Source organism: Allgaiera indica (assembly GCF_900106675.1).
Lineage (GTDB): Bacteria > Pseudomonadota > Alphaproteobacteria > Rhodobacterales > Rhodobacteraceae > Acidimangrovimonas > Acidimangrovimonas indica.
The window spans coordinates 95,183-117,830 of the sequence record NZ_FNOB01000011.1 but is presented as its reverse complement, the minus strand read 5'-3'; the positions used below and the strand labels follow the sequence as shown (position 1 = coordinate 117,830).

21 protein-coding genes are annotated in these 22,648 nt (G+C 66.7%); 1 reads left to right on the top strand and 20 read right to left on the bottom strand.

Going from position 1 to position 22,648, the window contains the following annotated elements; translation table 11 throughout:
• Nucleotides 1-73: 73 nt before the first annotated feature.
• From BLV97_RS11800 to BLV97_RS11790, 3 genes are all read right to left on the bottom strand, one after another.
• Nucleotides 74-1,444, bottom strand: coding sequence for an MATE family efflux transporter (locus BLV97_RS11800; protein WP_035845836.1), 1,371 nt, complete (start codon nucleotides 1,442-1,444; stop codon nucleotides 74-76).
• A 65-nt stretch (nucleotides 1,445-1,509) separates the two neighbouring features.
• Nucleotides 1,510-2,103 (bottom strand): SAM-dependent methyltransferase, encoded by a 594-nt coding sequence (locus BLV97_RS11795; protein WP_035845866.1) that lies wholly within the window; start codon nucleotides 2,101-2,103, stop codon nucleotides 1,510-1,512.
• A 231-nt stretch (nucleotides 2,104-2,334) separates the two neighbouring features.
• The gene (locus BLV97_RS11790) at nucleotides 2,335-2,541 is read right to left on the bottom strand and encodes a cold-shock protein (protein ID WP_035845834.1); all 207 of its coding nucleotides are present in this window, start codon (nucleotides 2,539-2,541) and stop codon (nucleotides 2,335-2,337) included.
• A 246-nt stretch (nucleotides 2,542-2,787) separates the two neighbouring features.
• Here BLV97_RS11790 and BLV97_RS11785 point away from each other — a divergent pair, with 246 nt between their 5' ends.
• Nucleotides 2,788-3,147: a hypothetical protein gene (locus BLV97_RS11785; protein WP_035845831.1), complete on the top strand. Its 360-nt coding sequence runs from the start codon at nucleotides 2,788-2,790 to the stop codon at nucleotides 3,145-3,147.
• On the opposite strand, the gene BLV97_RS11780 is transcribed toward BLV97_RS11785, so the two are convergent.
• From BLV97_RS11780 to ctrA, 17 genes are all read right to left on the bottom strand, one after another.
• The gene (locus BLV97_RS11780; protein ID WP_035845829.1) at nucleotides 3,144-3,695 is read right to left on the bottom strand and encodes a DoxX family protein; all 552 of its coding nucleotides are present in this window, start codon (nucleotides 3,693-3,695) and stop codon (nucleotides 3,144-3,146) included. The genes BLV97_RS11785 and BLV97_RS11780 overlap by 4 nt on opposite strands.
• Nucleotides 3,692-4,450, bottom strand: a complete 759-nt coding sequence (locus BLV97_RS11775; RefSeq protein WP_035845827.1) for an HvfC/BufC N-terminal domain-containing protein — start codon at nucleotides 4,448-4,450, stop codon at nucleotides 3,692-3,694. Before BLV97_RS11775 ends, BLV97_RS11780 begins: the two co-directional genes overlap by 4 nt.
• Nucleotides 4,447-5,316, bottom strand: coding sequence for an MNIO family bufferin maturase (gene bufB / locus BLV97_RS11770; protein ID WP_035845825.1), 870 nt, complete (start codon nucleotides 5,314-5,316; stop codon nucleotides 4,447-4,449). Before bufB ends, BLV97_RS11775 begins: the two co-directional genes overlap by 4 nt.
• Nucleotides 5,317-5,378: 62 nt before the next feature.
• Entirely contained in the window at nucleotides 5,379-5,669 is a 291-nt protein-coding gene (locus BLV97_RS11765; protein WP_035845823.1) for a BufA1 family periplasmic bufferin-type metallophore, read from the bottom strand.
• Nucleotides 5,670-6,291: 622 nt separating this feature from the next.
• Nucleotides 6,292-6,861, bottom strand: coding sequence for a periplasmic heavy metal sensor (locus tag BLV97_RS11760; RefSeq protein WP_081825168.1), 570 nt, complete (start codon nucleotides 6,859-6,861; stop codon nucleotides 6,292-6,294).
• A 1-nt stretch (nucleotide 6,862) separates the two neighbouring features.
• Nucleotides 6,863-7,261: a hypothetical protein gene (locus tag BLV97_RS11755; protein ID WP_051646268.1), complete on the bottom strand. Its 399-nt coding sequence runs from the start codon at nucleotides 7,259-7,261 to the stop codon at nucleotides 6,863-6,865.
• Nucleotides 7,239-7,832, bottom strand: coding sequence for an RNA polymerase sigma factor (locus BLV97_RS11750; RefSeq protein WP_035845821.1), 594 nt, complete (start codon nucleotides 7,830-7,832; stop codon nucleotides 7,239-7,241). Before BLV97_RS11750 ends, BLV97_RS11755 begins: the two co-directional genes overlap by 23 nt.
• A gap of 80 nt (nucleotides 7,833-7,912) precedes the next feature.
• A complete protein-coding gene (locus BLV97_RS11745) occupies nucleotides 7,913-8,575 on the bottom strand; it encodes an EF-hand domain-containing protein (protein ID WP_051646267.1) in 663 nt (220 codons plus the stop codon).
• A gap of 341 nt (nucleotides 8,576-8,916) precedes the next feature.
• The gene (gene serS, locus BLV97_RS11740) at nucleotides 8,917-10,209 is read right to left on the bottom strand and encodes a serine--tRNA ligase (protein ID WP_035845819.1); all 1,293 of its coding nucleotides are present in this window, start codon (nucleotides 10,207-10,209) and stop codon (nucleotides 8,917-8,919) included.
• Between the two features lie 204 nt (nucleotides 10,210-10,413).
• Nucleotides 10,414-12,132 (bottom strand): methionine--tRNA ligase, encoded by a 1,719-nt coding sequence (metG, locus tag BLV97_RS11735; RefSeq protein ID WP_035845817.1) that lies wholly within the window; start codon nucleotides 12,130-12,132, stop codon nucleotides 10,414-10,416.
• 48 nt (nucleotides 12,133-12,180) lie between these two features.
• The gene (locus tag BLV97_RS11730; RefSeq protein WP_035845815.1) at nucleotides 12,181-14,223 is read right to left on the bottom strand and encodes a capsular polysaccharide biosynthesis protein; all 2,043 of its coding nucleotides are present in this window, start codon (nucleotides 14,221-14,223) and stop codon (nucleotides 12,181-12,183) included.
• Between the two features lie 2 nt (nucleotides 14,224-14,225).
• Complete coding sequence (locus BLV97_RS11725) at nucleotides 14,226-15,368, bottom strand: polysaccharide biosynthesis/export family protein (protein WP_035845813.1); 1,143 nt, start codon at nucleotides 15,366-15,368, stop codon at nucleotides 14,226-14,228.
• A 91-nt stretch (nucleotides 15,369-15,459) separates the two neighbouring features.
• The gene (locus BLV97_RS11720; protein ID WP_244521015.1) at nucleotides 15,460-16,671 is read right to left on the bottom strand and encodes a capsule biosynthesis protein; all 1,212 of its coding nucleotides are present in this window, start codon (nucleotides 16,669-16,671) and stop codon (nucleotides 15,460-15,462) included.
• Nucleotides 16,672-17,124: 453 nt separating this feature from the next.
• Entirely contained in the window at nucleotides 17,125-17,247 is a 123-nt protein-coding gene (locus tag BLV97_RS21790; RefSeq protein WP_280138182.1) for a hypothetical protein, read from the bottom strand.
• A gap of 110 nt (nucleotides 17,248-17,357) precedes the next feature.
• On the bottom strand, nucleotides 17,358-19,448 hold the full coding sequence (gene recG / locus BLV97_RS11715; protein ID WP_092164073.1) for an ATP-dependent DNA helicase RecG: 2,091 nt from the start codon (nucleotides 19,446-19,448) through the stop codon (nucleotides 17,358-17,360).
• On the bottom strand, nucleotides 19,449-21,728 hold the full coding sequence (gene ligA, locus BLV97_RS11710) for an NAD-dependent DNA ligase LigA (protein WP_035845809.1): 2,280 nt from the start codon (nucleotides 21,726-21,728) through the stop codon (nucleotides 19,449-19,451). It lies immediately after the preceding gene.
• A gap of 105 nt (nucleotides 21,729-21,833) precedes the next feature.
• Nucleotides 21,834-22,556: a response regulator transcription factor CtrA gene (gene ctrA / locus BLV97_RS11705; RefSeq protein WP_035845804.1), complete on the bottom strand. Its 723-nt coding sequence runs from the start codon at nucleotides 22,554-22,556 to the stop codon at nucleotides 21,834-21,836.
• Between the last annotated feature and the right edge of the window lie 92 nt (nucleotides 22,557-22,648).

Below are 22,648 nucleotides of genomic sequence, written 5' to 3'. Positions count from 1 at the left end.
TGATCGGCCAATGGCGCTTCGATGGGTATCGTCTTCATGAAAAGGACCAAGGGCGCCCCGCCGACGCGGCTATTCAGGCCGGCTGAGAGGTCCCGGGATGCGGCGCCAAGCGCCAGAACCGGGTCATCATCAGCACGCCGGCGACGGTCAGCCCGATGACCAGCCCGAACCAGACACCGACAGCCCCGAAACCCATCGGAAAGGCCAGTACATAGCCCGCCGGGATGCCGATCAGCCAGTAACTGATCGCCGCCTGAATCATCGGCACCCGCGTGTCGCGCAGGCCGCGCAAAAGCCCCAGCGCCATAACCTGCGCCGCATCCGTCATCTGAAACAGCGCCGCGACCATCAGCAGACGGGTTCCCACCCCCAGAAGCTGTGGCTTCAGCGGATCTGTCGGGTCGATGAACAGACCCAGAAGTTGCCTCGGCATCAGCACGATGACCGCGACCGAAAGCAGCCCGAACACCCCCGACAGCGTCACCGCCGCCAACGCGCCAAGCCGCAGATCGCGCGCGTCGCGGCGCCCCTGGGCACGACCGGCACGCACGGTAGCCGCGCTCGACAGGCCCATATGCACCATGAACGTCAGCGACACGATCTGCAGCGTGATCCCGTGCGCGGCCAGCGCCAGCGTTCCGATCCAGCCCATCATCAGGGCCGAGGCGCTGAACAGGCCGCCCTCGGCCAGACTTGTCAGCCCGATCGGAAGGCCCAGCCGGAAGACCTGCGCCAGCGCCGCCCAATCGGGCCGCCAGAAGCGTACGAACAACTGATAGCGGCGCATCTCGTACGGCAAGGTGGCAAAGCCGGCGGCGATCAGGAAGATCAGCGTCTGCGTGAACACCGAGGCGATGGCCGCCCCCCGAAGCCCCAGCGCGGGCAGCCCGAAATTGCCGAAGATCAACGCGTAATCCAGCCCCGCGTTCAGGACCGCGCCGATGAGGCTTGCCCAAAGCACCCTTTGGGCGCGCTCCATCGCGGCGAGAAAGCTGATCAGTACCTGCAGCATCAGCGCCGGCAACATGGTGAAGCCGAAGATCCGCAGATAATCTTGCGTCAGCGCCGCCAGTTTCGGCTGCTGTCCCATGGCAATCAGGATCGGACCCGAGAACCAGGTCACCGGAATGGCCAGCGCGGCGAAGGCCAGCGACAGCCACAACCCCATGCGGGTGACGCGCCGCGCTTCGGTTTCGTCGCCGCCCGACGCCGCCTGCGCCACCATCGGCATCACTGCCGCCGAAAAGCCCTTACCCAGGATGAACAACAGGAAATAGAAGGAAAATCCCAGCGTGCTGGCGGCCAGTGCCGGCACCGAATACCAGCCCAGCATCACCGTGTCGGTGATCCCCAGCGCCAGCGTCGCCAGATTGGCCCCGATCAGCGGCAGCCCCAGCCCCAGCGTCGCCCGAATCTGGGCCCGGAATGTCCCTTCTTGCACCATATCCGGCCTTTAGCCGAGGCGCAGAGAGGCGTCCAGCGCGCTTGGATCCGCGGCGCGGACCCGTGTCAGGGCTTGCGGCCGATGAAGTCGATCAGGGCCGACCGGCCGGAATGGCCCTTGCCCTCGTCCACATCGGCTTCATAGGCCTCCAGCCGCTCTATGGTCAGGCCGGGCAGTTCGGCGCGCAGCTGTTCGGGTGTGTAGAGGTTTTCCAGCACCTTCGGTCCGCCGGTGCCATATTCCAGTTGCTTCGGCGTATAGCCATGCAGCAGCAGCACCCCGCCTGATTTCAGCGTCCGGGTGATGCCATCGAAGATCTGGCGCCGCGCTTCGGGGCCCACGAACTGGATGAAGATCGCGACCACGGCGTCATAACTGTCGGGGGCCCATTCCCAGGTGGAGATGTCGGCAACTTCGAAACTGGCGGACACGCCGCGGTCCGCGGCCAGCTTGCGGGCCTTTTCGACCGCGTTGGCCGCGCCGTCCATCGCGTGCAACTGATGGCCCAGACCGGCGAGGTGGACCGAGTTGCGCCCCTCGCCATCGGCCACGGACAGCACCCGCGATTGCGGGGCCAGACGCCCGGCCTCGCGTTTCAGGAAGGCCGCGGGTTCGGTTCCGAATAGGTAGTCCTGGCCTGCATAACGCTCATTCCACATCATTGATCTCCCTGCTGCGGCTTGGGCTGAGGTAGGGCGTCCGCCGCGCCGGGACAAGCGCCAATCCCCGGGCGCCGCATCGCCTGCGCGCTCGGCCGATCACCCTATCGCGAGGCAACCCTCGCATCACGTGAAACGGCCCGGATCGCACCGGGCCGCAGGCCGGTGACCCGGCATCATATTGCTATTCTTTTTGCCAGCTGTGCCGCCGGGCGGACCCGCCGGCTGAACTCAGAGTAGCTTGAGATCGCCCGCCGAGGAACGCCCGTCGCGTCCGGCCTGCAATTCGTAGCCGATTTTCTGGTTGTCGTTCAGGCCCTTGAGGCCTGCGCGTTCGACGGCGGAAATGTGGACGAACACGTCCTTGCCGCCATCGTCAGGCGCGATGAAGCCATAACCCTTGGTGCTGTTGAACCACTTCACGGTGCCAGTCGGCATGCCCTCTCTCCATGTCTTGTTTCCCCCGGCGGTATTGCCGTGGGCCGTGCAGCCAGGTCCTTCGAGTCTTCCGGCTGCCTGAAACAGGAGGCGGTCGCGCAGAAAGTCTGTTGTCACATGAAAAATCATGCCAAAAGCGCAACGAAAATCAAGAAAACATTATATGGCGTCGCCCGCGCCGCGAGGGGGCTTTGCCCGGGCTGCGCGCGGGCCTATATCGGCGGGACGTAGCGTGGAGGGCGCCTGATGCGCAATGCGGCACTGATCTTGGGGATCATCGGCGGGATCTGGGGAATGATCGTCGGTTTCTTCGGCTATGGCTACACGGTGTTCATGGACATGTTCGGCAGCGATGTCGGAGATCTGGCGCATCAGGTGAATAATCCGCAGCTAATACGTGTAGTTAGCCTGCTTTCCCCGATCCTTGCGATCGCCGGTGGGGCGATGGCGAGGTCGCGCAACATGGCTGCAGGGGTGCTGCTTCTGGTGTCGGCGGCGGGGATGTTCTACGGCTTCGGCTTCAACGTCTTCACGATGTTCCCGATCGCGATGTGCGGGCTGGGCGGGATCCTGGCGATCGCTGCGCAGCAGCCCGATCCGCATTAGGTCCGGTTCCGCGAAAGCAGGCGGTCCAGGGACAGGGGGCCGCCGCCGCGCAGCACCAGAAGCGTCAGCAAGAACAGCCAAAGGGCGCGCTGATCCATGATCTGCGCCGTCGAATCACCATCGAACCAAAGCCCGACCGTCTGGGCATCGACCATGTGCCCGGTGATGTCGACATAGGTTTGCACGGCGATGAAGCCGATCATCCCCAGCGCGGCCAGCCGGGTGAACAGGCCCAGCACGATCAGGGCGGGCAGCAGGAATTCTGCCCAGGTTCCGGCCAGCGCGACAGCCCAGTGCAGGACGGACAACTGGCCGGTATCATATCCCACGGCCTCGAAGGCGCGCGGAAAGATCTGGGCATAGGCCCCGGCCGAGGGGCTGACGAAGCCCAGCGCCCCGGGGCCCAGTTTGGTCGCCGCGGAGGACCAGAAATAGACCAGCAGCACCCCCGCGAAGATCAGCCGTGCCATAGTGGGCAGCAGCCAGGGGCCAAGCATCGCCTCTGCCCGCGCGAAGCTGCGGCGGTGAAGGGTGGCTAGTTGGTTCATAGGCTCTCCCCCGTGGTTATCGCGGTGATCGCGCCCTCGGCCAGAAGCAGGCGCAGGACGGCGCCCAGATCGAAACCCTCCGGTGCGGCCTCGGCCGCCACGCCCAGCGGCTGGTCCGCGATCAACGCGGCGACGAAGCCGCCGCCGCCGGTGGGCAGGCGGTGGACGCGGGGGTCGAAGGCGGGGCGGGTGATCAACGTGTCCTGCGGCCCTTCCGGCAGGTTTGCGGCCTCGGGCAGGGCGGGTTCCTGATGCGCGTGCCAGATCGTGGCGACCGGCCAGTCCGAACGGATCAGCCGAAGTGCCGGCGCCAGCGTCAGCCGCGCGCCAAGGAAGGCCACGGGATCTATCCGGGCCAGCGTCTCGGGCGCCACCGGCGTGGCATCGGCGGCGTGGTAGGCGGCGCCGATCGCCAGTTCCAGCCGCGCGACATCGGGCAGGTAGGGCAGCCCGGCGACCGGATCGAAGCTTTCCAGAAAGCCCGGCATCGCCGCTCCGTAACCGGCCAGAACCGGCGTTTGCGGCGGATGGGCGCGCAGGAAGATCCCGGCCATGGCGCTGAAGAATTCCGCCCCCACCAGCGCGCGCAGCACCGGGAAGGTCTGTTCAAGCGCTTCGGTCAGGCTGACGGCCACGTTGTTGCGATAGACGGAAAAGCGGTTTCCGGCTGGGCGGCCGCGCGGGGCTAGAAGGCCCTCGGGGATGGGCGCATCGGGGGTCAGCATCGCGGCCAGAAAGGCGGATTGCGTGCTCATGCCGGCAGCTCCCTTGCGGTGGCGGCGGCGAGGATCTGGGCGGCCTGTTCCGCTTCGGCTGCCAGGTCCGGCCAGGGGGGGATTTCGGCATCGCGTTCGATCAGCGTGGGACGCGGTCCGCCCCGCGCGATGGTATGCGCATAAAGCGCCCAGACCGGATCGGCCACTTCCGCGTCGTGGCTGTCGATCAGCAGCGCCTCGCCCGCGTCGTCGGTCTGGGCCTGGTGGCCGCCCAGGTGGATCTCGGCCACCCGTTCCAGCGGGAAGGCGTCGATATAGGATGTCGCGTCGGTCTGCTGATTGGTGGCCGAGACATGGACGTTGTTCACGTCAAGCAGCAGCCCGCAGCCGGTGCGGCGCGAAATTTCGGTGAGGAAGGTGACCTCGTCCATCTCGGTTTCCGCGAAGGCGAGATAGGTCGACGGGTTTTCCAGCAGCATCCGGCAGCCCAGGGTTTCCTGCACCTGGTCGATATGCCGGCAGACGCGGGCCAGCGTGGCGGCGGTATAGGGCAGCGGCAACAGATCGTTGAAGAAGGCGCCCTCGTGGGTCGACCAGGCCAGGTGCTCGGAAAAGCTTGCCGGCTTCAGCCAGCCCAGCAGATGTTTCAGCCGCGCCAGATGCTCGGGGTCCAGCGGTGCTTCGCCGCCGATCGACAGGCCCACGCCATGTACCGAGATCGGGAACCGCGCGGCCAATGCACGCAACTGGGCCAGTGGTCTGCCGCCGGCGCCCATGTAGTTCTCGGCATGGATTTCCAGCCAGGCGACGGGGCCGGGATCGGCCAGGATCTGGGCATAGTGCTGCGGCTTGTAGCCGACGCCGGAAAGTGCGGGCAGGCCGGGGTTGCGCGGCGCATCGAACATGGCATGTCTCCTGCCGAAGGGTAGGAAGACGGGCCCCCGGTTTAGGCGGGAGCCCGGCGGCATCACGCGGGCACGTCACGCTTGAGCGACGTGAGTGATCCCATCCGCCCGCCCGGCAGTTCCATCTTGGCGCAGGTGCCGGCGGGCACCAGCTTGAAGGCGTTGCCCTGGTAATCCACCTTCGAGCTACCCGCGCAGGTGGTACCCGGGCCGGCCTTGCAGTCGTTCTGCCCGGCCAGCGAGACACCGTAGCACTTTTCCTTCTCCGCGGCCGCTGCGGGCGTCGCCAGATGAGCCGACAGCGCACTGGCGACCGCACCGGCGATGGCGAGGGTCTTGATGTGTTGAGACATGTGTTTACTTCCCTTGTTGACGGTTCTGATGGATCGCGACTGCGATGGCTATCATGGTACTGGTCACGCGATCTCGCGAACCATTCACGCATCTGTGTGTAACGAAGCCGTCAGGTGATGAAACATTTTTCGCGGTTGCGGCAACCGCGGGCACGGCTGCAGCCGGTAAAGGTCCGAACCTATACGTTAGTATAAATGCGATACGAAAGAATAGGTTGGCCCCGTCTGTCCCCGTGGCGGCCCGCGGCCGTGGCGCAAGGCGATGGGTTCCGGGCCGCGCGGCGCTGCGCGGGGTCTGTTGTAACATTCGACCGATCTGGCATGGATCTGGCGCGAAAACGGCGCGTGGCCGGGGCCCGCGTGAAGAGCTTGCGCACCGAATCTCACCACGCTCGGCCTTGTTTTACGGTGCGGGATTTCGGCCGGGCTTGGGCCAAACGGCGCGGGCGGGCCTTCGTGTCGCGGGCGCGGCGCCGGAAAGTCCGCGGGTGCCCGGCCTTTGCGGGGCGATTCCGTAAACCGGTGCATGGCCGGCCGGCAAAGCGGGATCGTACGCGGATTGCGCCCCGAGGGCGTGGCGCGGAAGGCCCGAGCCTTTTTCTCGCGGCCTTCCGTGGTCCGATCAGGGCTTCGCGGGCGCCGGGGCCTCAGGGCCGGGCGGGGGCGGGCCCGGGCGGCGGTGGTGCATTTCGTGCCGGGCGAGCGCCGCTTCCAGCCGGTCGGCGAAAGCGTGGCGTTGCCGCGCGTCCATCGACTCGACCCGTTGGACCAGCAGCTTCTGCCCCAGCGCCATACGCCTGGCCATGTGCTGCTCTTGCTCGGTCATCAGCTTGCCGAACTCACCGGCATCGAACGGTGTCCGGCGCAAAACCCGCAACAGTTTGCCGAAGGTCTCGCGCGCCAAGCGCCGCTCTGCCCCGAAGCCCCCGGTCTCACGCGCGAAGGCCTGCATCAGCGCAACCCGGTCGGCACGGCTAAGCGCCGCGCCATAGGGGCCGAAGCCCAGATCGCGCACCACGACGCGGCCGTGGCCGCGCCATTCGCCGAACAGCGCCCCGCCGATCGCACCCAGGACCAGAAGGTTCAGCCCCAACGAGGTGACGATCAAGATCCGCCAACCGCGGTTTAGCGGCGTGCGTGGGGTGGGGTCAGGTCGGGGCCCGGGCTGGGGCGGAGGGCTGCCTGGGCTCATGTTATTCTCCGGTATCCGTAGTGAGATAGCTATCGAGGGTGGGGATCAGGTCGATCTGTTCCAGCATCGCCGTCTGGCCGGTCACCCGGCTGGCCAGGCTTGCCAGGGGGGCGGGCTGCAGAAAGCCGATCCAGGCACCGGCGACGATCGCGCCGGCCAGACCGGCGATCACACCCGGGCCGCCGAGGGCGGGCAGGTACAGACGCCGCAATCCGCGCCACCGCTTGCCCCACGCGCGCCGAGCGGTCGCCTCCTGCGTGCGTGCGCGCGGTTGTGCTGCCGCCGCATCTGCCAGGATCCGCGCGGTCAGGTCCGCCGACGGGACCGGCGCGCTCGTTCGGGCGGCGCGGAAGAAGCTGTCGAGTTCCGCCATCGCGTCAGATCGGTCCGTCATCGTCATACCCCAATTCCTCGCGCCGGCCGGCCAGATCGGCCGCCAGCGCCCGCTTGCCCCGCGCCGTCAGGCTTTCCACCGCCTCGACGCTGATCTCCATCACTGCAGCGATCTCGGGGTTCGACAACCCCTCGATATGCCGCAGCACGACCGCCTCGCGTTGGCGGTCGGGCAGCCGCGCAAGCGCCCGGTCCAGCGCCTGGGCCCGCTCGGCCGCCTGCAGCCGTGCGACAGCGCCGGGGCGATCGTCTTCCACCTCTGGCGCGGCATCCAGCCCCAGCGGACGCTTGCGTCGCAGCCGATCGGTGCAAAGGTTGCGCGCCACCCGATAAAGCCACGTCGAGACCTGCGCCTCGTCCCGGCGCCAATCGGGCGCGATCCGCCACAGACGCAGCAGCGCCTCTTGCGTGACGTCCTCGGCCTCGGCCGGGTCCGACAGCATGCGTGCCGCGAACCGCAGGACCCGCGGCGCCAGACGTTCGGTCAACACCCGTGCCGCGGCGCCGTCGCCATTGGCATAGAGCGCCAGCAACGCATCGTCCGGGGCCTCGGTCATGGCGTCATAGGGCATCGTCATCCTGCCGTCGGCGTATCCCGAAACCCCGATTCACTCAATGCGCCGCGCCCGGAGCCTCAGCGCCGGACGCGGCGGCTCGTCTAGTTGTTGTCGTGGGTCTTGGCCTCGTCGCTGCCCTCGGCCGCGGGAGGAGTGTTCATCTGGCTGCCCATCTGGCCATTCGCCTGCCCCATGTGCCGGCGCATCGGGGACTGATCTTCGCCATGCCAGTTGCGCTCGCCGTGATGGGCCCGCATCCGTTCCATGCGTTTGCGGAATTTCTGCTTCGCGGCGTCGAATTCGGCCTGGGTGACCTTGCCATCGTGATTGACGTCGGCCATCCGGAACATTCGGTCGGCCATCATGTCGCGTGGCGCCATCATCATTTCCGCGGCGCTGATCTTGCCGTCGCCATTCACGTCGAGCTGCTTGAACATCCGCGCCACGCGCGCCTTGATCCGGGCCTCGGCCTTCTTCGTCTCGAAATCGACAACCTCCTGTTCGGTCAGATATCCGTCCTTGTTGGCGTCGAGTCCGTCGATCTGCTTGGCCTGCCAGGCTTTCAGTTCTTCTTGCGAAATGGTGCCATCACCGTTGGTGTCGATCGCCTTGTAATCAATCTTGGGGCCCATGCGGTGCATGCCGGGGCCACCCATCGGCCCCCCCATCCCGCCGCCCATGGTCTGGGCGCTGATCGCGGTCGACAGGCCGGCTGCGGCCACGGCGGCCAGGGTAAGAGCAGTGAGCGTTGCCTTGCGTTTCATAGGTCTCTCCTCTTGGCACGGGGCTGAATTGCCGCGCGTCATGCCCCTTCAACGCGGCAGACCACCCCTTCCGTCGCATCGAAATATCCCGGCCAATGGAAATGGGCGAAATTGCGCCGGAAAGGGCGAGGCCGCAGGCGAAGATCCGCGCCTCGGCCCATGGCGCGACGGTCGCACGGATCCGGGTCAGGCGCCTCCTCTGTCTTCGTCTTGGCGCAAATACTCCACGGGACCGGCATTGGTGCGCCATCGGTTCAAGCGACAATCACGAAGGGGTGTAAAACCCCCGGCCTCCGGCCTTGCCCCACCGCCAGGTCCGCAGGCCGGGGCCCGTGGCGGGTTCAGGTCAGCGCGCCCTCGGCGCTGATCCGGGTCTTGCCGCCCAGATAGGGATGCAGCGCCTCGGGAAGCGTGACCGATCCGTCCTCTTGCTGGCCGTTTTCCAGCACTGCGATCAGCGCCCGCCCCACCGCCAGCCCCGAGCCGTTCAGCGTGTGCACGAATTCCGGCTTGCCGCCGCCCTCGGGGCGGAAGCGGGCGTTCATCCTTCGGGCCTGGAAATCGCCGCAGACCGAGACCGAGGAGATCTCGCGATAGGTGTTCTGGCCGGGCAGCCAGACCTCCAGATCATGGGTCTTGCGCGCGCCAAAGCCCATGTCGCCGGTGCACAGCACCATCACCCGATAGGGCAGGCCCAGCTTTTGCAAGATCGCCTCGGCGCAGCCGGTCATGCGCTCATGTTCTGCGAGGCTTTCGTCGGGATGGGTGATCGAGACCATCTCGACCTTCTCGAACTGGTGCTGGCGCAGCATGCCCGAGGTGTCCTTGCCCGCGCTGCCGGCTTCCGAGCGGAAGCACTGGGAATGGGCGGTCAGGCGGATCGGCAGGGCGCCGGCCTCAAGGATATCCCCCGCGACCGTGTTGGTCAGCGTCACCTCCGATGTCGGGACCAGCCACCAGCCGTTGGTCGTCTGATAGCTGTCCTCGGCGAATTTCGGCAACTGGCCGGTGCCGATCATCGCCTCTTCCTTGACTAGCACCGGGGTCCAGGTTTCGGTCAGGCCATGCTGGTTCACATGGGTGTCTAGCATGAATTGCGCCAGCGCCCGGTGAACCCGGATCACCGCGCCGCGCAGCACCACGAAACGCGAGCCCGAAAGCTTTGCGGCGGTCGCGAAATCCATCCCCGGTTTCACCCCGGCGATCTCGAAATGCTCTTTCGGGGAAAAGCCGAAATCGCGCGGGCTGCCCCAGCGGCGCAGTTCCACATTGCCGGCCTCGTCGGCGCCGTCGGGCACTTCGGCCAGCGGCGGATTGGGCAGACCCATCAGCAGGTCGCGCAGCTTCGCGTCCTCGGCCGCGGCCTCTTCCTGCAGGCGCGCGATTTCGGATTTCTTCTCGGCCACCAGGGCGCGCAGGCGTTCGAATTCGGCCTCGTCACCGCTGGCCTTGGCCGCCCCGACCTGTTTCGAGGCCGCGTTCTGTGCCGCCTGCGCGGTTTCGGCCGCCAGGATCTTGGCACGCCGCGCCTCGTCGATGGCCAGGATCCGCGACGACATCGGTGGCATCCCCCGGCGGCCGAGGTCGGCGTCGAACTGGGCGGGGTTTTCGCGGATGGCGCGGATGTCGTGCATGTCTTTCAACCTTCTGTGGGGCGGCGCGGGCGCGGGCGAAGGCCTAGCAGATCGCGGCGCGCCGGGAAAGACGGCGCCATGTCCGAAAACGCCCCCGATCAGCGCCCCGGCCCGGGGGGCCGCCGGTTCTGGCGACGGATGGCGCCGGGTGTGCGGCCCGCGGGGCGCAACAGGTCGCGCGGGCGAAAGGAAGGCGAAGTGCCTTTAGGTGCGCAGCCCTGCGAAACGGGTCTGCCAATCCTCGCGTTCCTCATCGGTGATCTTGCGGAACATGACATCCGGCACGGTGAAGGCATGGCCCGGGGGCAGGGCGGACAGCGCGGCGGCGACGTCTTCGGGCCAGGACCAATCGTCCGAACCCATCGCCTGCATCATCGCCTCGGCCGCGTCGGGGATGAAGGGCCGCGACAGGATCGCGTAAAGGCGGATCAGGTTCAGCCCCAGCCGCACCTGCGCCGCGGCCTGCGCCGGGTCGGTCTTGAAGGTCGACCAGGGCGCGGCCGATTGCAGGTATTCGTTGCCGGCCACCCAGATCGCGCGCAGCTCGGTCGCGGATTTGCGCACCTCCATCGCGTCCATGTTGGCCTGGTAGGCGCGGACGCGGGTGGTCAGATCGGCGATCAGCGCCTCTTCCGCCGAGGCCTGGGCGCCGCCCTCGGGCACCGTCTCGCCGAATTTCGACCGGCAGAACTTGGTGATCCGGCTGACGAAATTGCCTAGCACGTCGGCGAGGTCCTTGTTCACCGATGTCTGGAAATTTTCCCAGGTGAATTCGCTGTCGGAATTTTCCGGCGCATGGCTCAGAAGCCACCAGCGCCAGTAATCGGAGGGCAGGATCGACAGCGCCTGATCCATGAACACCCCGCGCCCCTGGCTGGTCGAGAACTGGCCGCCGTCGTAGTTCAGGTAGTTGAACGACTTGATGTAATCCACCAGCTTCCAGGGCTCGCCCGATCCCATGATCGTGGCCGGGAAGCTGAGCGTATGGAAGGGGACGTTGTCCTTGCCCATGAACTGGACATAGCGCACGTCGCCCGCGCCCTCGTCGGTGCGCCACCAGCGGCGCCAGGCGGCATCGTCCAGGCCCCGCGCCTCGGCCCATTCGGCGGTGGCGGCGATATATTCGATCGGCGCGTCGAACCAGACGTAGAAGACCTTGCCCTCCATCCCCGGCCAGTCCTGGTCGCCCTTCCTGACGGGAATGCCCCAGTCCAGATCGCGGGTGATGCCGCGGTCCTGCAGCCCGTCGCCGTCATTGAGCCATTTCTTCGCGATCGAGGTGGTCAGCACCGGCCAATCCGTCTTCTCGTCGATCCAGTCGTTCAGCCGGTCGCGCATCGCGGACTGGCGCAGGAACAGGTGCTTGGTCTCGCGCACCTCCAGATCGGTGGAACCCGAGATCGCCGAGCGCGGATTGATCAGGTCGGTCGGGTCAAGCTGTTTTGTGCAGTTCTCGCACTGGTCGCCGCGGGCGCGGTCATAGCCGCAGTTCGGACAGGTGCCCTCGATATAGCGGTCGGGCAGGAAGCGGCCGTCGGCGTTGGAATACATCTGCTTCTCGGCGACTTCCTCGATCAGCCCGGCCTCGGCCAGCCGGCCCGCGAAATGCTGGGTCAGGCGGTGGTTTTGCGGGCTGGACGAGCGGCCGAAATGGTCGAACGAAAGGCCGAAGCCGCGGGCGATCCCGGCCTGGACCTCATGCAGTTCGGTGCAATATTCGGCCACCGGCTTGCCAGCCTTGGCGGCGGCCAGTTCGGCGGGCGTGCCGTGTTCGTCGGTGGCGCAGATGAACATCACCTCGTGGCCGCGCCCGCGCTGGTAGCGGGCGTAAAGGTCGGCCGGCAATTGCGAGCCGACCAGATTGCCCAGATGCTTGATGCCGTTGATATAGGGCAGGGCGGAAGTAATGAGAATCCGAGCCATGAGAAGCGCCTTTGTCCGTGTTGGCGCCCGTCTACCCCAAGCCCGCCCCTAGCGCCAGAGGTGGGCTTGGCTGGCAAGGATGCCCTGCAGCTTGGCCAACACGCGGTTGGCCGCGCCGGGCTGGGGCAGGGGGCCGAGGGCAAGGCGTTCCACCACCACCTCGGGCGGGCAGGGCAGGCCGCTGAGCGGATCGAAATAGCGCGGATAGGCGATCAGCGCGGCATGGGCAAGATCGGCGAGCGCGGGCCGCGCCCGGCGCCGCGCCGGCACCGGGCCCAGGTCGGTCGTCAGCCCCCAGCCGGCATAGAACGGGGCGCCAAGGCAGGTGACCGGCTTGCCGCGCAGCAGCGCCTCGAACCCCAGAAGCGATGTCATCGTCCAGACCTCGTCGCAGGCCTCGATCAGCGCGATCGGATCGGCATGGCGCGTGGTGACGGTGGCAAGGCGGGCCAGATCGTCCTGGGGGACCGCGCCCTTTCGCAGCCCTGCCTCGACATCGGGGTGCGGCTTGTAGACAATCACCGCATCGGGACGGGCGCTGTGGACAGATCGAAGAAGTGCAAGGTTCGTGCGGGCCTCGGCCGCGCCCTTTTCTATGGAAGCGTCGTCTTCCACCTGACCGGGAACGAGAATTCTGTGCCCCGCGGGAAGCGCGGGCATTCCGCCGGGAATGTTGTATTTTGACAGGCGTCCGCGCAGCAGGTCGCGCATCAGCCGTTCCGCGCGCGCGGTGCCGCCGGGCGGCGGACCTGCCGCGATCAGCCGCTCCAGCGCGCTTTCGCGGGTCGGATCGTAGTAGATGCCGCTGTCGTCGGTGACCAAGGACAGCGGCGGGATCAGGGCCGCCCCCAACCCGCGCGAACGCAGAAAGCCATCCTCGACACGGATCACGGCCGGCGCGGCGGGTGCCATCTGCTCTTTGCCGGCCCACACCATCAGGCTCCGGCCGGTCCGTGCCGAGCGCTCGGTGGCGCGGGCGGGATTGTCGTCGAAAATCACCCGCCGCTCCTGGCCGAAGACCTTTTGCAGATGGCCGCGTTTCCACAGCCGCATCCCCATGGCGACATGTCCGTGACGATCCTCGCGCCATGCACGGGCCGCGGCCTCCAACTGGTCACAAGCCTCCTCGAAACTGCACAACCGGTCGCGGCAGGGGTCATACCAGGTCGGGTACAGCAGCATCGCGCCGGCGAAAAGCTGCGCCCGTGTCAGCGAACGGCTGCGGCGGGAAACCGGGGCCTCGTCCTGGGTCAGACCCCAACCGCCGTAGAAGGGCTTGCCGAACACGCGCGGGCGGTGGCCGGCCAGGATCGCCTCGAACCCCAGCTGCGACGACACGGTGTAGACCCCGACCGCGCCTTCAAGCAGCTTCCAGGGCGATACCGGATCGCTGAACAGGCGGATGCGGTCGTTTTCGTCCTGTGGGCCGAAATGGCCGGGGCGGTGGCCGGAGTGGGTTTCGGGATGGGTCTTGATCAGCACCCGCGCGCCCGGATGCTCGATCTGGGCGAAGGCGAGCATCTCTCGAAAGAGGCCCTCGGTCACGCCGCCATGGCGGATCGAGGCGTCGCCGCGCAGTTGATCGACCACCAGCACGTAGCCCGGCGCGGGGGCGGGCAGGGCTGGATCGTGGATGTTGTATTTTGAAAGGTCCGCAGCCTTAATCCGGCCCATGCCATCGCGCGCACGTTCCAAAAGGACGGAATCGTCGAAGGGGTGAGTCGCCAGCAGATGTTCCAGGTCGGACGGGACGGCGGGGTCGAAATGAACCCCGCGGCGGTCGATCAGCAGGCCCAGGGGGGCTTCGCCCGCGCGCCCGGGACGGACCGAGCGCAGGAAGGCGTCCTCGATGCGGATCAGCGGGCTGTCGCGGCGTGCCGCGATCCGTTCGCCGCGCGCCGCCAGCGGGCTGCGGCCCCAGACGCCCACCGGATCACCGGGTCCGGGCAGGCCCAGCACCGGGCGCAGGCCGGCGAGGGTAAGGATGCGCCGGATGCGGCCGGGGCGCAGCAATCCGCCGGTGTAAACATGAAGCCGCCGGGGGGCATCCCCCCCGGCGGCCTGGATCTGGGGCCGGTCGGGCCCCGTCATGGTCAGAAGCCGGTCGCAGACTTGACGCGGGCGATGTTGCCGACCGTGCCGACCGTACCGCTGAACGCGGACAGCACCTTTTGCCACTGCGCGAAGGGCGCCTGGGTGACATAGAGCGTATCGCCGTTGCGGATCAGGAAGTCGCGGGCTTCGAACATGCCCATCGGTTTGGTCAGATCCAGCACATAGATCATCCTTTGCGGGCCGACCAGATCATGCCGGCCAAGCACCGCATTGGCGATCGCCGCGGGTTCGTTGCGGTAGATGAACACACCGGTCGGATCCGCCAGCAGCGGATTGAGCCCACCGACCTGCGCGATCGCCTCGATCGCCGACATCGTGTTGCTGGTGAACGGCACCCGGGTCTGCACGCCGGTGGCGCCGAGCGCGGTGAAGGCGCGGCTGTCCTTGGTGACGGTGATCCTGTCGCCCGGGCGCAGCGCGATGTCAAGGCTGGGGTTCTCGTACAGATCGTTCAGCCAGATCTCGCCCACCTTGTGGCCCCGCGTCACGCTGACCAGGGCGACGTCATTGGGGATGTTGACCCCGCCGGCCTTGGCGATCATCGCGGCAAGCGTCCGGGTGGAGCGGTCGATCGGATAGACGCCCTGGCCGGTCACGCTGCCCTCGACGGTGACGGTCGCGCCGTCGCCCGGCGCGCGGATGACAGACACCTGCGGATCCGGAGTCTGTGTGTCCAGCTTGCGGGTGATCGCCTGGCGCAACGCCTCGACCGACAGGCCAGCCGCCTTGATGCGGCCCGCGTAGGGCACGAAGATATAGCCCGCCCCGTCAACCTTGATCTCGGCCAGTTGCGAGACCTTCTGTCCGGGCGCGCCCAGCAGGGGATCGGTCACGTTTTCATAGACCGAGACCCCCAGCTTGTCGCCCGGGTGAATGATATCGGATCCGACCAGCCCCGCATGCTTGAAGGAATTCGAGAACCCCAGCGCCGGCGTGACGCTGGTGGCGCGTGTGACGCGATCATTCACCGCAACGATGAAGGCGTCTCCCTTGCGCTGCACGGAGCCTGCGTAGATCTCGGCCTTGTCCGGACCCGGGCGTGGCAAGGCGCAGCCTGCAAGGACCGTAACAAGCGCGAAAAGGGCCAACACGCGGGCCCCGCTCAGACTGATGATTTTCACTGCCCGGTCTCCTTGACCTGGATTTCTGCCTTAGCTTTTTTCCGCAAAGGTACATAAAGCCGGCACAAAAAGCCAGAGTGTGATCGCCCTGCTACTTCAGAAGCCGCAACTGTTGCCGGGGGGCCGCGTTGCCCGATTGCAGTGCGTCATAGGGGTCTTCGGGGGTCAGCATCATGTCGACCACCTGGCGCAGCAATTCGCGCCGGCCGCGGGCGGAATAGAAGCCGCCGGGCACCTGCGAGGTTTCCAGCAGATAGTGGCGATAGTCGCGATAGGCTCGGCTGTCGGGGCGTGAGGGTCGGGCGAAGAAGGTGGCCAGTGGCTGGTCCGACACGAATTCGGGCTTGGCATAGACGGCCGCGCCGAAAACCTTCAGCGGCAGCCCGCGCCAAAGCACCTGCTGGGCGGCGGTCGAGTTCACGGTGACCGCGCTGCGGGCATGGTTCAGCAGACCCGCCAGCTTGCCGCCGCGCACGAAATGCACCCGCTTCGCCACCCCGTGCTCGGCTGCCAGGCGGCGGATTTCCCGCGCCACGGGGACGCGGCCGTCCTCTAGCGGGTGGGCCTTGAAGACCAGGTGATGATGGGGCGGCGCGCCGCGGGCAAAGCCCTCGATGCATAGCGCCACGAACTCGGTCATCGTCGAGAAGGGGGAATGCATGACGAAGCTGGAATCATGTTCCAGTTGCAGCAGCACCAGATGGAAGGGAAAGCCGCCATGCTTGATCCGGCGGGTCGCGGCGATGCGCTCCAGCGCATGTGCCGGCATCAGCAGAAGGCGCCGTAAATAAAGACGAAATTCCTGGGTCACGCTAAGCGCGCGATGCGGGTGGAAGGCCCGATAGGCCTGGTTTCGTGTCATCACAAGGAAATGGTAGAGCGCGCCGTAGAAGATGTGGTGGCGCATGTCGCCCCAGCGCGCGGGGGCGTCGGGAAGCTCCATGTCCAGCTGGTCCAGCGCCTGTTGCATCTGTGCGATCGACATATCCATCAGCTTCGAATGGCCGTTGGCGCCGTCCCGTTCGTAGGTGATCCAGTAGGGGCGCAGATAGCCTTCCTCGAAGACATGGATGGTCAGATTTTGTGCCCGGGCCGCGGCGATGGCCTGGGAATGGATCGGGCGCGTGTCACCGTAAAGCACAAGGTCGGTGATCCCATGCCGGTGCACCAGATCGCGGAAGGTGTCGGGCCAGTCTTCCGGGGCACCCTGGTAGGGGATATAACCGGGCGCGTCGAACCAGAAGGCCTGGTCGCCACGGTTGAAGCCGACGCGATGGACGGTGCCTCCGGCGGCGCGCAGCATCCCCCCCAGACGGTGGAAGAAGGGCCCGTGCGGACCCTGAAGCAGCAGGAAGTGACGCCCACTTCCCGATATGATTGCCGCCGGGTGGCGGCTTGCCCTGTCCCGAGCCCCGTGTCTGGCCATCTTCGGTCCCGTCCCGTGCCGCAAACCCGCCTTTCTGTGCGCTTTGGCGGCGGTCATGTCACGCAGTTTTGTACAATTTCGCCAAATCTGGCATGGTCCCGTGTCGGAACTTTGGCCCGGACGGGGCGCGCGGACGGCAGGCAACGGGCGCGAAATTCCCGGGTGCGCGGTCAAGAAAAAGCCGCCGCGCATCGTAGGATGGCGGCGGCAGGCGGCAATCTCGCGGAGGCGGCGGCGCGGATGTGGGGACATCCGGCAGACGGTCAGGCAGGACCAGGCAGCATCAATGGGGATGAGATGCGGGCCGCCGCACGCGAGAGAGCAGGCAGGTCAGAGCACAGCCGGAAGGAACAGGCCCACCATCAGCATCACCACCAGCGCCGTGGCACCGGCCGCATCTTCGATGAGCGTCGGGGCCGAGCGTGAGAAAGCAGCCTTCAGATCGTCAAACATGGGGGTCTCCTGTTCTCTGTTGCCTGTTTGTTCTCATGTTCTTAACGTGATGTAAAGAACTTTTAACGAACAAATGAGAACAAATGGGAACTCAGGCTGCCGAAGTTCCCTTAACCCACGGAAATCAAACGAATTGCCTGATCCTGTTCCATGAGCCACATCAACACGCGGGCGGCCTTTCCACGGCCGGAATTCAGGCCGGGGTCCTCGGCCAGAAGCTTGCGGGCGTCGGATTGGGCCACGGCCATCAACGCGGACTGGCGTTCCAGATCGGCGATGCGGAAGCGCGGCACGCCGGATTGCGCGGTGCCGATCAGATCGCCCGCGCCGCGCATCGCCAGATCCTCTTCGGCGATGCGAAAGCCGTCTTCGGTGTCGCGCAACACCTGCAGGCGGCGTGCGCCGGCCTCGCCGAGCGGCGCCTGATACAGCAGCAGACAGGTCGAGTCCGCAGCGCCCCGGCCGACCCGGCCGCGCAACTGGTGCAGCTGCGCCAGGCCGAAGGCCTCGGCCCGCTCGATCACCATGATCGAGGCATTGGGCACGTCGACGCCGACCTCGATCACCGTGGTCGCCACCAGCACCCGGCTGCGGCCGGCGGCGAAATCGGCCATTGAGGCGTCTTTCTCGGCCGGCGGCATCTGGCCATGGACCAGGCCCACGACGCCCTCGCCCAGGGCCGCGCGCAAATGGCGGAAACGCTCTTCCGCCGCGGTCAGGTCGCTGACCTCGCTTTCGTCGACCAGCGGACAGACCCAATAGCATTGCCGCCCCTCGGCCACCGCCCGGCGCAGATGCTCGACCACCTCGTCGAGCCGGCCCAGAGAGATCAGCGCGGTCGTCACCGGCTTGCGCCCGGCGGGCTTTTCGTCAAGCAGCGAAACATCCATGTCGCCATATTGCGCCAGGCTCAGCGACCGCGGGATCGGCGTCGCCGTCATCACCAGGACATCCGCCTGACGGCCCTTGGCGCCCAGTTCCATCCGCTGGGCGACGCCGAAGCGATGCTGTTCGTCGATCACCACCAGGCGCAGATCGGAAAAGACCACGTCCTTTTGAAACACCGCGTGCGTGCCCACCAGCACCGAAATCTCTCCCGCCGCCAGCGCCGCCAACTTCGCCGCGCGCTCGGAGCCCTTGTCACGGCCGGTCAACAATTCGAGCCTCAGGCCCGCTGCTTCGGCCAGGGGGCGCAGACTTGCCAGATGCTGCCGCGCCAGGATCTCGGTCGGGGCCATCATCACGCCCTGGCCGCCGGCTTCGACCGCGACCAGCAGTGACAGGAAGGCCACCAGCGTCTTGCCGGCGCCCACGTCGCCCTGCAAGAGCCGGTTCATCCGGGTCTCCGACGCCATGTCGGCGGCGATCTCGGACAGGCAGCGGTTCTGTGCATTCGTGGGGGAATATGGAAGAGATGCCAATACCTTGCGCTGAATAGTTCCAGTGCCGTGGCTGGCGCGGCCCTTGGCCTTGCGCAGGCTTTGACGCGCCAGCGCCAGGGTCAGTTGGTGGGCCAGCAATTCGTCATAGGCCAGGCGCTGGCGGGCGGGCGCGCTGGGCGACAGATCGGTGGCCCCCTGCGGCGCGTGGACACAGCGCAACGCCGCCTGCCAATCGGGCCAGGCTTCACGCGTCTTCAGCGCGGGGTCGATCCATTCCGCCAGTTCGGGCGCCCGGGTCAGCGCGCCGGCCATCGCCTTGGCCAGGGTGCGCTGGGTCAGGCCGGCGGTCAGCGGATAGATCGGCTCATAACTGGGCAGATCGCCTGCGGCCTCGGGTGGCAGGATGTGGTCGGGATGCGGCATCTGGCCGATCCCGTCAAAGATTTCCAGCTTGCCCGACACCACGCGCCGCTGCCCGGTAGGCAGCTGTTTCAGCAGGTATTCGGGGCGGGCATGGAAGAAGACCAGTTGGAATTCGGTCTCAGAGTCGCGCACCTGCACCCGGTAGGGGCGGCCCTTTGCCCGCGGCGGAAGGTGGGCGCCGATGGTGACCTCGACCGTCGCCACGTCGGGGGGCTGCACGCCGCGGATGCTGGGGCGCAGGCGCCGGTCGACGACGGAATGCGGCAGGGTCAGCAGCAGGTCGCGCGGGCGGGTGATGTCCAGCGCCGCTAGATGTTCGGCCACCCGAGGCCCGACGCCGGGCAGTGTCTCGATCCCGGCAAAAAGCGGGAACAGGATTTCGGGGCGGCCGGCCATTCAGCCGTCTCCGATGAGGGCCAGCCAGGCATCCTCATCGATCGTCTCGACGCCCAGTTCCGCGGCCTTCTTCGCCTTCGACCCGGCCCCGGGACCCGCGATCAGCAGATCCGTCCTGGCCGAGACCGAGCCGGCAACCTTCGCGCCCAGTGCCTCGGCCCGGGCCTTGGCCTCAGCGCGGGTCATCTTTTCCAGCGAGCCGGTGAAGACCACGGTCTTGCCGGCGACGGGGCTTCCCTGGTTCACGGGGCGGGTGGCCTTTTCTATCTGGAGATGCGCGACGAGGCGGTCGATCGAGGCGCGCTCGGCTTTCTGGTGGAAGGCCGAAATCAGCGACACGGCCAATGTAGCGCCGATCCCGTCGATGCCGATCAGATCATCCCAGGCCTCGACCGCGGCGGCGGGCGGCGGCGGGTCGGCCTGCCAGACGGCGTTGCGCGTTTCGGTGATGCGGGCGCGGCGGCCTTCGTGCTGGGCGGCCTGGCGTTCGGCCAGCAGCGCGGCCTCGGCCTGTTCGTGGCGCTGTTCGGCGGGTCGGGCGGCGTCGATCGCGGCGGTCAGAGACGTCCATGTGCCGTAATGGAGGGCCAGGTCCTGTGCGGCGACCTCGCCGACATGGCGGATGCCGAGGGCGAAGATCAGCCGGTTCAGCGGGATGCGGCGTTTCTCGTCGATCGCGCGGAACAGGTTGGTGGCCGAGGTCTCTCCCCAGCCGTCGCGGTTCTTCAGCTTCTGCAGGGGGGCGGCGGCGTCGCGGGCTTCAAGCGTGAAAATGTCGGCGGGTTCGCGGATCGGCAGCAGATCGTCGTGGAAGAACATCTCGATCTGCTTGGCGCCCAGCCCCTCGATATCAAAGGCCGCGCGGCTGACGAAATGCTTCAGCTTCTCGACCGCCTGCGCCGGGCAGATCAGCCCGCCGGAACAGCGGCGCGCGGAATCGCCTTCCTCGCGAATCGCGTCCGATCCGCATTCGGGGCATTTTGTCGGAAATTCATAGGGTTGGGCGCCCACGGGGCGGCGCGACAGATCCACATCCGCGACCTTGGGGATGACGTCGCCGGCGCGATAGACCTGTACCCAGTCGCCGACCCGGATGTCTTTGCCGCCGCGGATCTCGGCGCCCTTGGAATCGCGCCCGGCGATGTAATCCTCGTTGTGCAGGGTGGCGTTCGACACCACGACGCCGCCCACCGTCACCGGATGCAGTCGCGCGACGGGGCTAAGCGCGCCGGTGCGGCCGACCTGGATCTCGATCTTCTCCAGTCGCGTCCACGCCAGTTCGGCGGGGAATTTGTGCGCGATGGCCCAGCGGGGCGTCGAGGCGCGAAAACCCAGCCTTGCCTGAAGGCCAAGGTCGTTCACCTTGTAGACCACGCCATCGATGTCATAGCCAAGTTCGGCACGCTGGGCCTCGATCTTGGCGTAGATTTCCAGCATCTCGTCCGGGCCGTCGCAAAGTGTGGTCAGCGGGTTGGTCGAAAAGCCCAGACCGGCCAGTCGCGCGACCGCGCCGATCTGCGTATCCGCAAGCGGGGCCGAGACCTCGCCCCAGGCATAGGCAAAGAACCTCAGCGGCCGGGCGGCGGTGATCGCGGCGTCGAGCTGGCGCAAGGAGCCGGCGGCGGCGTTGCGGGGGTTGGCGAAGGTCTTGGCGCCGGCTGCGGCCTGGCGGTCGTTCAGGGCCGCGAAATCGGCATGGCTCATGTAGACCTCGCCGCGCACCTCCAGGATATCGGGCAGCGTATTGGGTGCACCGGTCAGGCGCTGGGGTATATCGGCGATGGTGCGGGCGTTTTCGGTGACGTTCTCGCCGGTTTCGCCGTCGCCGCGCGTCGCGGCCAGGGCTAGGATGCCGCGCTCATAACGCAGGCTGAGCGAGAGCCCGTCGATCTTCGGCTCGGCGGTATAGGCGAGGGGGGCGTCGGCGGGCAGGTTCAGGAAACTGCGGATGCGGGCATCGAAATCGGCCACCTCCGCGTCGTCGAACGCGTTCGCCAGGCTGAGCATGCGCACGGCGTGGCGGACCTTGGCGAAGGTTTCTGACGGTTCCGCCCCGATCTGATCCGACGGGCTGTCGGCGCGTTTCAGCGCCGGAAAGCGCGCCTCGATCGCGGCGTTGCGCCGCTTGAGCATGTCATAGGCCGCATCCGAGATCTCGGGCGCATCCTCGGCATGATAGGCGCGGTTGGCGCGCGCGATCGCCTCAGTCAGCCGCGCCAGTTCGGCCCGGGCCTGGTCTTCGGTCAACTCTTCGACGGCGATATCTTCGGCCGGGCGCATCCTGTCCTCCCCCGGGGGTCTGTCGGCCCGGAAAGTGATAGGAGGCGCCAGGGCCGAGGTCCAGCCGCGAATGGTGCCGCAGGGGCGCTTTCGGCGGCGGCGCGTTCAGGCGCCGATGGCCAGCCGCGGCCCGGTTTCGGCCGACAGGGTCGGGGCGGGATCGCGAAGGACATAGCCACGACCCCATACGGTTTCGATGTAATTCTCTCCGCCCGTCGCCTCGGACAGCTTCTTGCGCAACTTGCAGATGAAGACGTCGATGATCTTCAATTCGGGTTCGTCCATGCCACCGTAAAGGTGGTTGAGGAACATCTCTTTCGTCAGCGTCGTGCCCTTGCGCAGCGACAGAAGTTCCAGCATCTGATATTCCTTGCCGGTCAGATGCACCGATTTCCCATCGACCTCGACGGTCTTTGCGTCCAGGTTGACCGTCACCGGGCCGGTGCGGATCACCGATTGCGCATGGCCCTTGGAACGGCGGATGATCGCGTGAATGCGTGCCACCAGTTCTTCTCGATGGAAGGGTTTCGTCAGGTAATCGTCAGCGCCGAAGCCGAAGCCCTTGATCTTGCTTTCGGTGGCGTCGTCGCCCGACAGGATCAGGATGGGTGTTTCGATCCGCGACAGACGCAGCTGACGCAGCACCTCGTGCCCCGACATGTCGGGCAGGTTCAGATCCAGCAGGATCAGGTCGTAATCGTAAAGCTTGGCGAGATCGATGCCTTCTTCGCCCAGGTCGGTACAATAGACGTTGAGGTTCGCATGGGTCAGCATCAATTCGATGCTGCGCGAGGTGGTTGGGTCATCTTCCACCAACAGGATACGCATCGCAATCTCTCCGCTACAGTCACAAGCTTCGTTAATACCATCGTGGCAAATGGTTAATCAGCCGTTACTGTGACAGAGTTTCACCTGAAAAC

Coding starts and splice junctions, on each gene's coding strand:
- BLV97_RS11755 (WP_051646268.1), bottom strand. CDS start 7,261: ATGACGATGACGGACCGATCTGACGCGATGGCGGAACTCGACAGCTTC.
- recG (WP_092164073.1), bottom strand. CDS start 19,448: ATGGCCGGCCGCCCCGAAATCCTGTTCCCGCTTTTTGCCGGGATCGAG.
- BLV97_RS11785 (WP_035845831.1), top strand. CDS start 2,788: ATGCGCAATGCGGCACTGATCTTGGGGATCATCGGCGGGATCTGGGGA.
- BLV97_RS11765 (WP_035845823.1), bottom strand. CDS start 5,669: ATGTCTCAACACATCAAGACCCTCGCCATCGCCGGTGCGGTCGCCAGT.
- BLV97_RS11780 (WP_035845829.1), bottom strand. CDS start 3,695: ATGAACCAACTAGCCACCCTTCACCGCCGCAGCTTCGCGCGGGCAGAG.
- ctrA (WP_035845804.1), bottom strand. CDS start 22,556: ATGCGTATCCTGTTGGTGGAAGATGACCCAACCACCTCGCGCAGCATC.
- serS (WP_035845819.1), bottom strand. CDS start 10,209: ATGCACGACATCCGCGCCATCCGCGAAAACCCCGCCCAGTTCGACGCC.
- BLV97_RS11790 (WP_035845834.1), bottom strand. CDS start 2,541: ATGCCGACTGGCACCGTGAAGTGGTTCAACAGCACCAAGGGTTATGGC.
- BLV97_RS21790 (WP_280138182.1), bottom strand. CDS start 17,247: ATGTTTGACGATCTGAAGGCTGCTTTCTCACGCTCGGCCCCGACGCTC.
- BLV97_RS11795 (WP_035845866.1), bottom strand. CDS start 2,103: ATGTGGAATGAGCGTTATGCAGGCCAGGACTACCTATTCGGAACCGAA.
- metG (WP_035845817.1), bottom strand. CDS start 12,132: ATGGCTCGGATTCTCATTACTTCCGCCCTGCCCTATATCAACGGCATC.
- BLV97_RS11750 (WP_035845821.1), bottom strand. CDS start 7,832: ATGACGATGCCCTATGACGCCATGACCGAGGCCCCGGACGATGCGTTG.
- BLV97_RS11775 (WP_035845827.1), bottom strand. CDS start 4,450: ATGAGCACGCAATCCGCCTTTCTGGCCGCGATGCTGACCCCCGATGCG.
- BLV97_RS11760 (WP_081825168.1), bottom strand. CDS start 6,861: ATGAGCCCAGGCAGCCCTCCGCCCCAGCCCGGGCCCCGACCTGACCCC.
- BLV97_RS11800 (WP_035845836.1), bottom strand. CDS start 1,444: ATGGTGCAAGAAGGGACATTCCGGGCCCAGATTCGGGCGACGCTGGGG.
- BLV97_RS11730 (WP_035845815.1), bottom strand. CDS start 14,223: ATGACGGGGCCCGACCGGCCCCAGATCCAGGCCGCCGGGGGGGATGCC.
- ligA (WP_035845809.1), bottom strand. CDS start 21,728: ATGCGCCCGGCCGAAGATATCGCCGTCGAAGAGTTGACCGAAGACCAG.
- bufB (WP_035845825.1), bottom strand. CDS start 5,316: ATGTTCGATGCGCCGCGCAACCCCGGCCTGCCCGCACTTTCCGGCGTC.
- BLV97_RS11745 (WP_051646267.1), bottom strand. CDS start 8,575: ATGAAACGCAAGGCAACGCTCACTGCTCTTACCCTGGCCGCCGTGGCC.
- BLV97_RS11720 (WP_244521015.1), bottom strand. CDS start 16,671: ATGCTGCGCGCCGCCGGAGGCACCGTCCATCGCGTCGGCTTCAACCGT.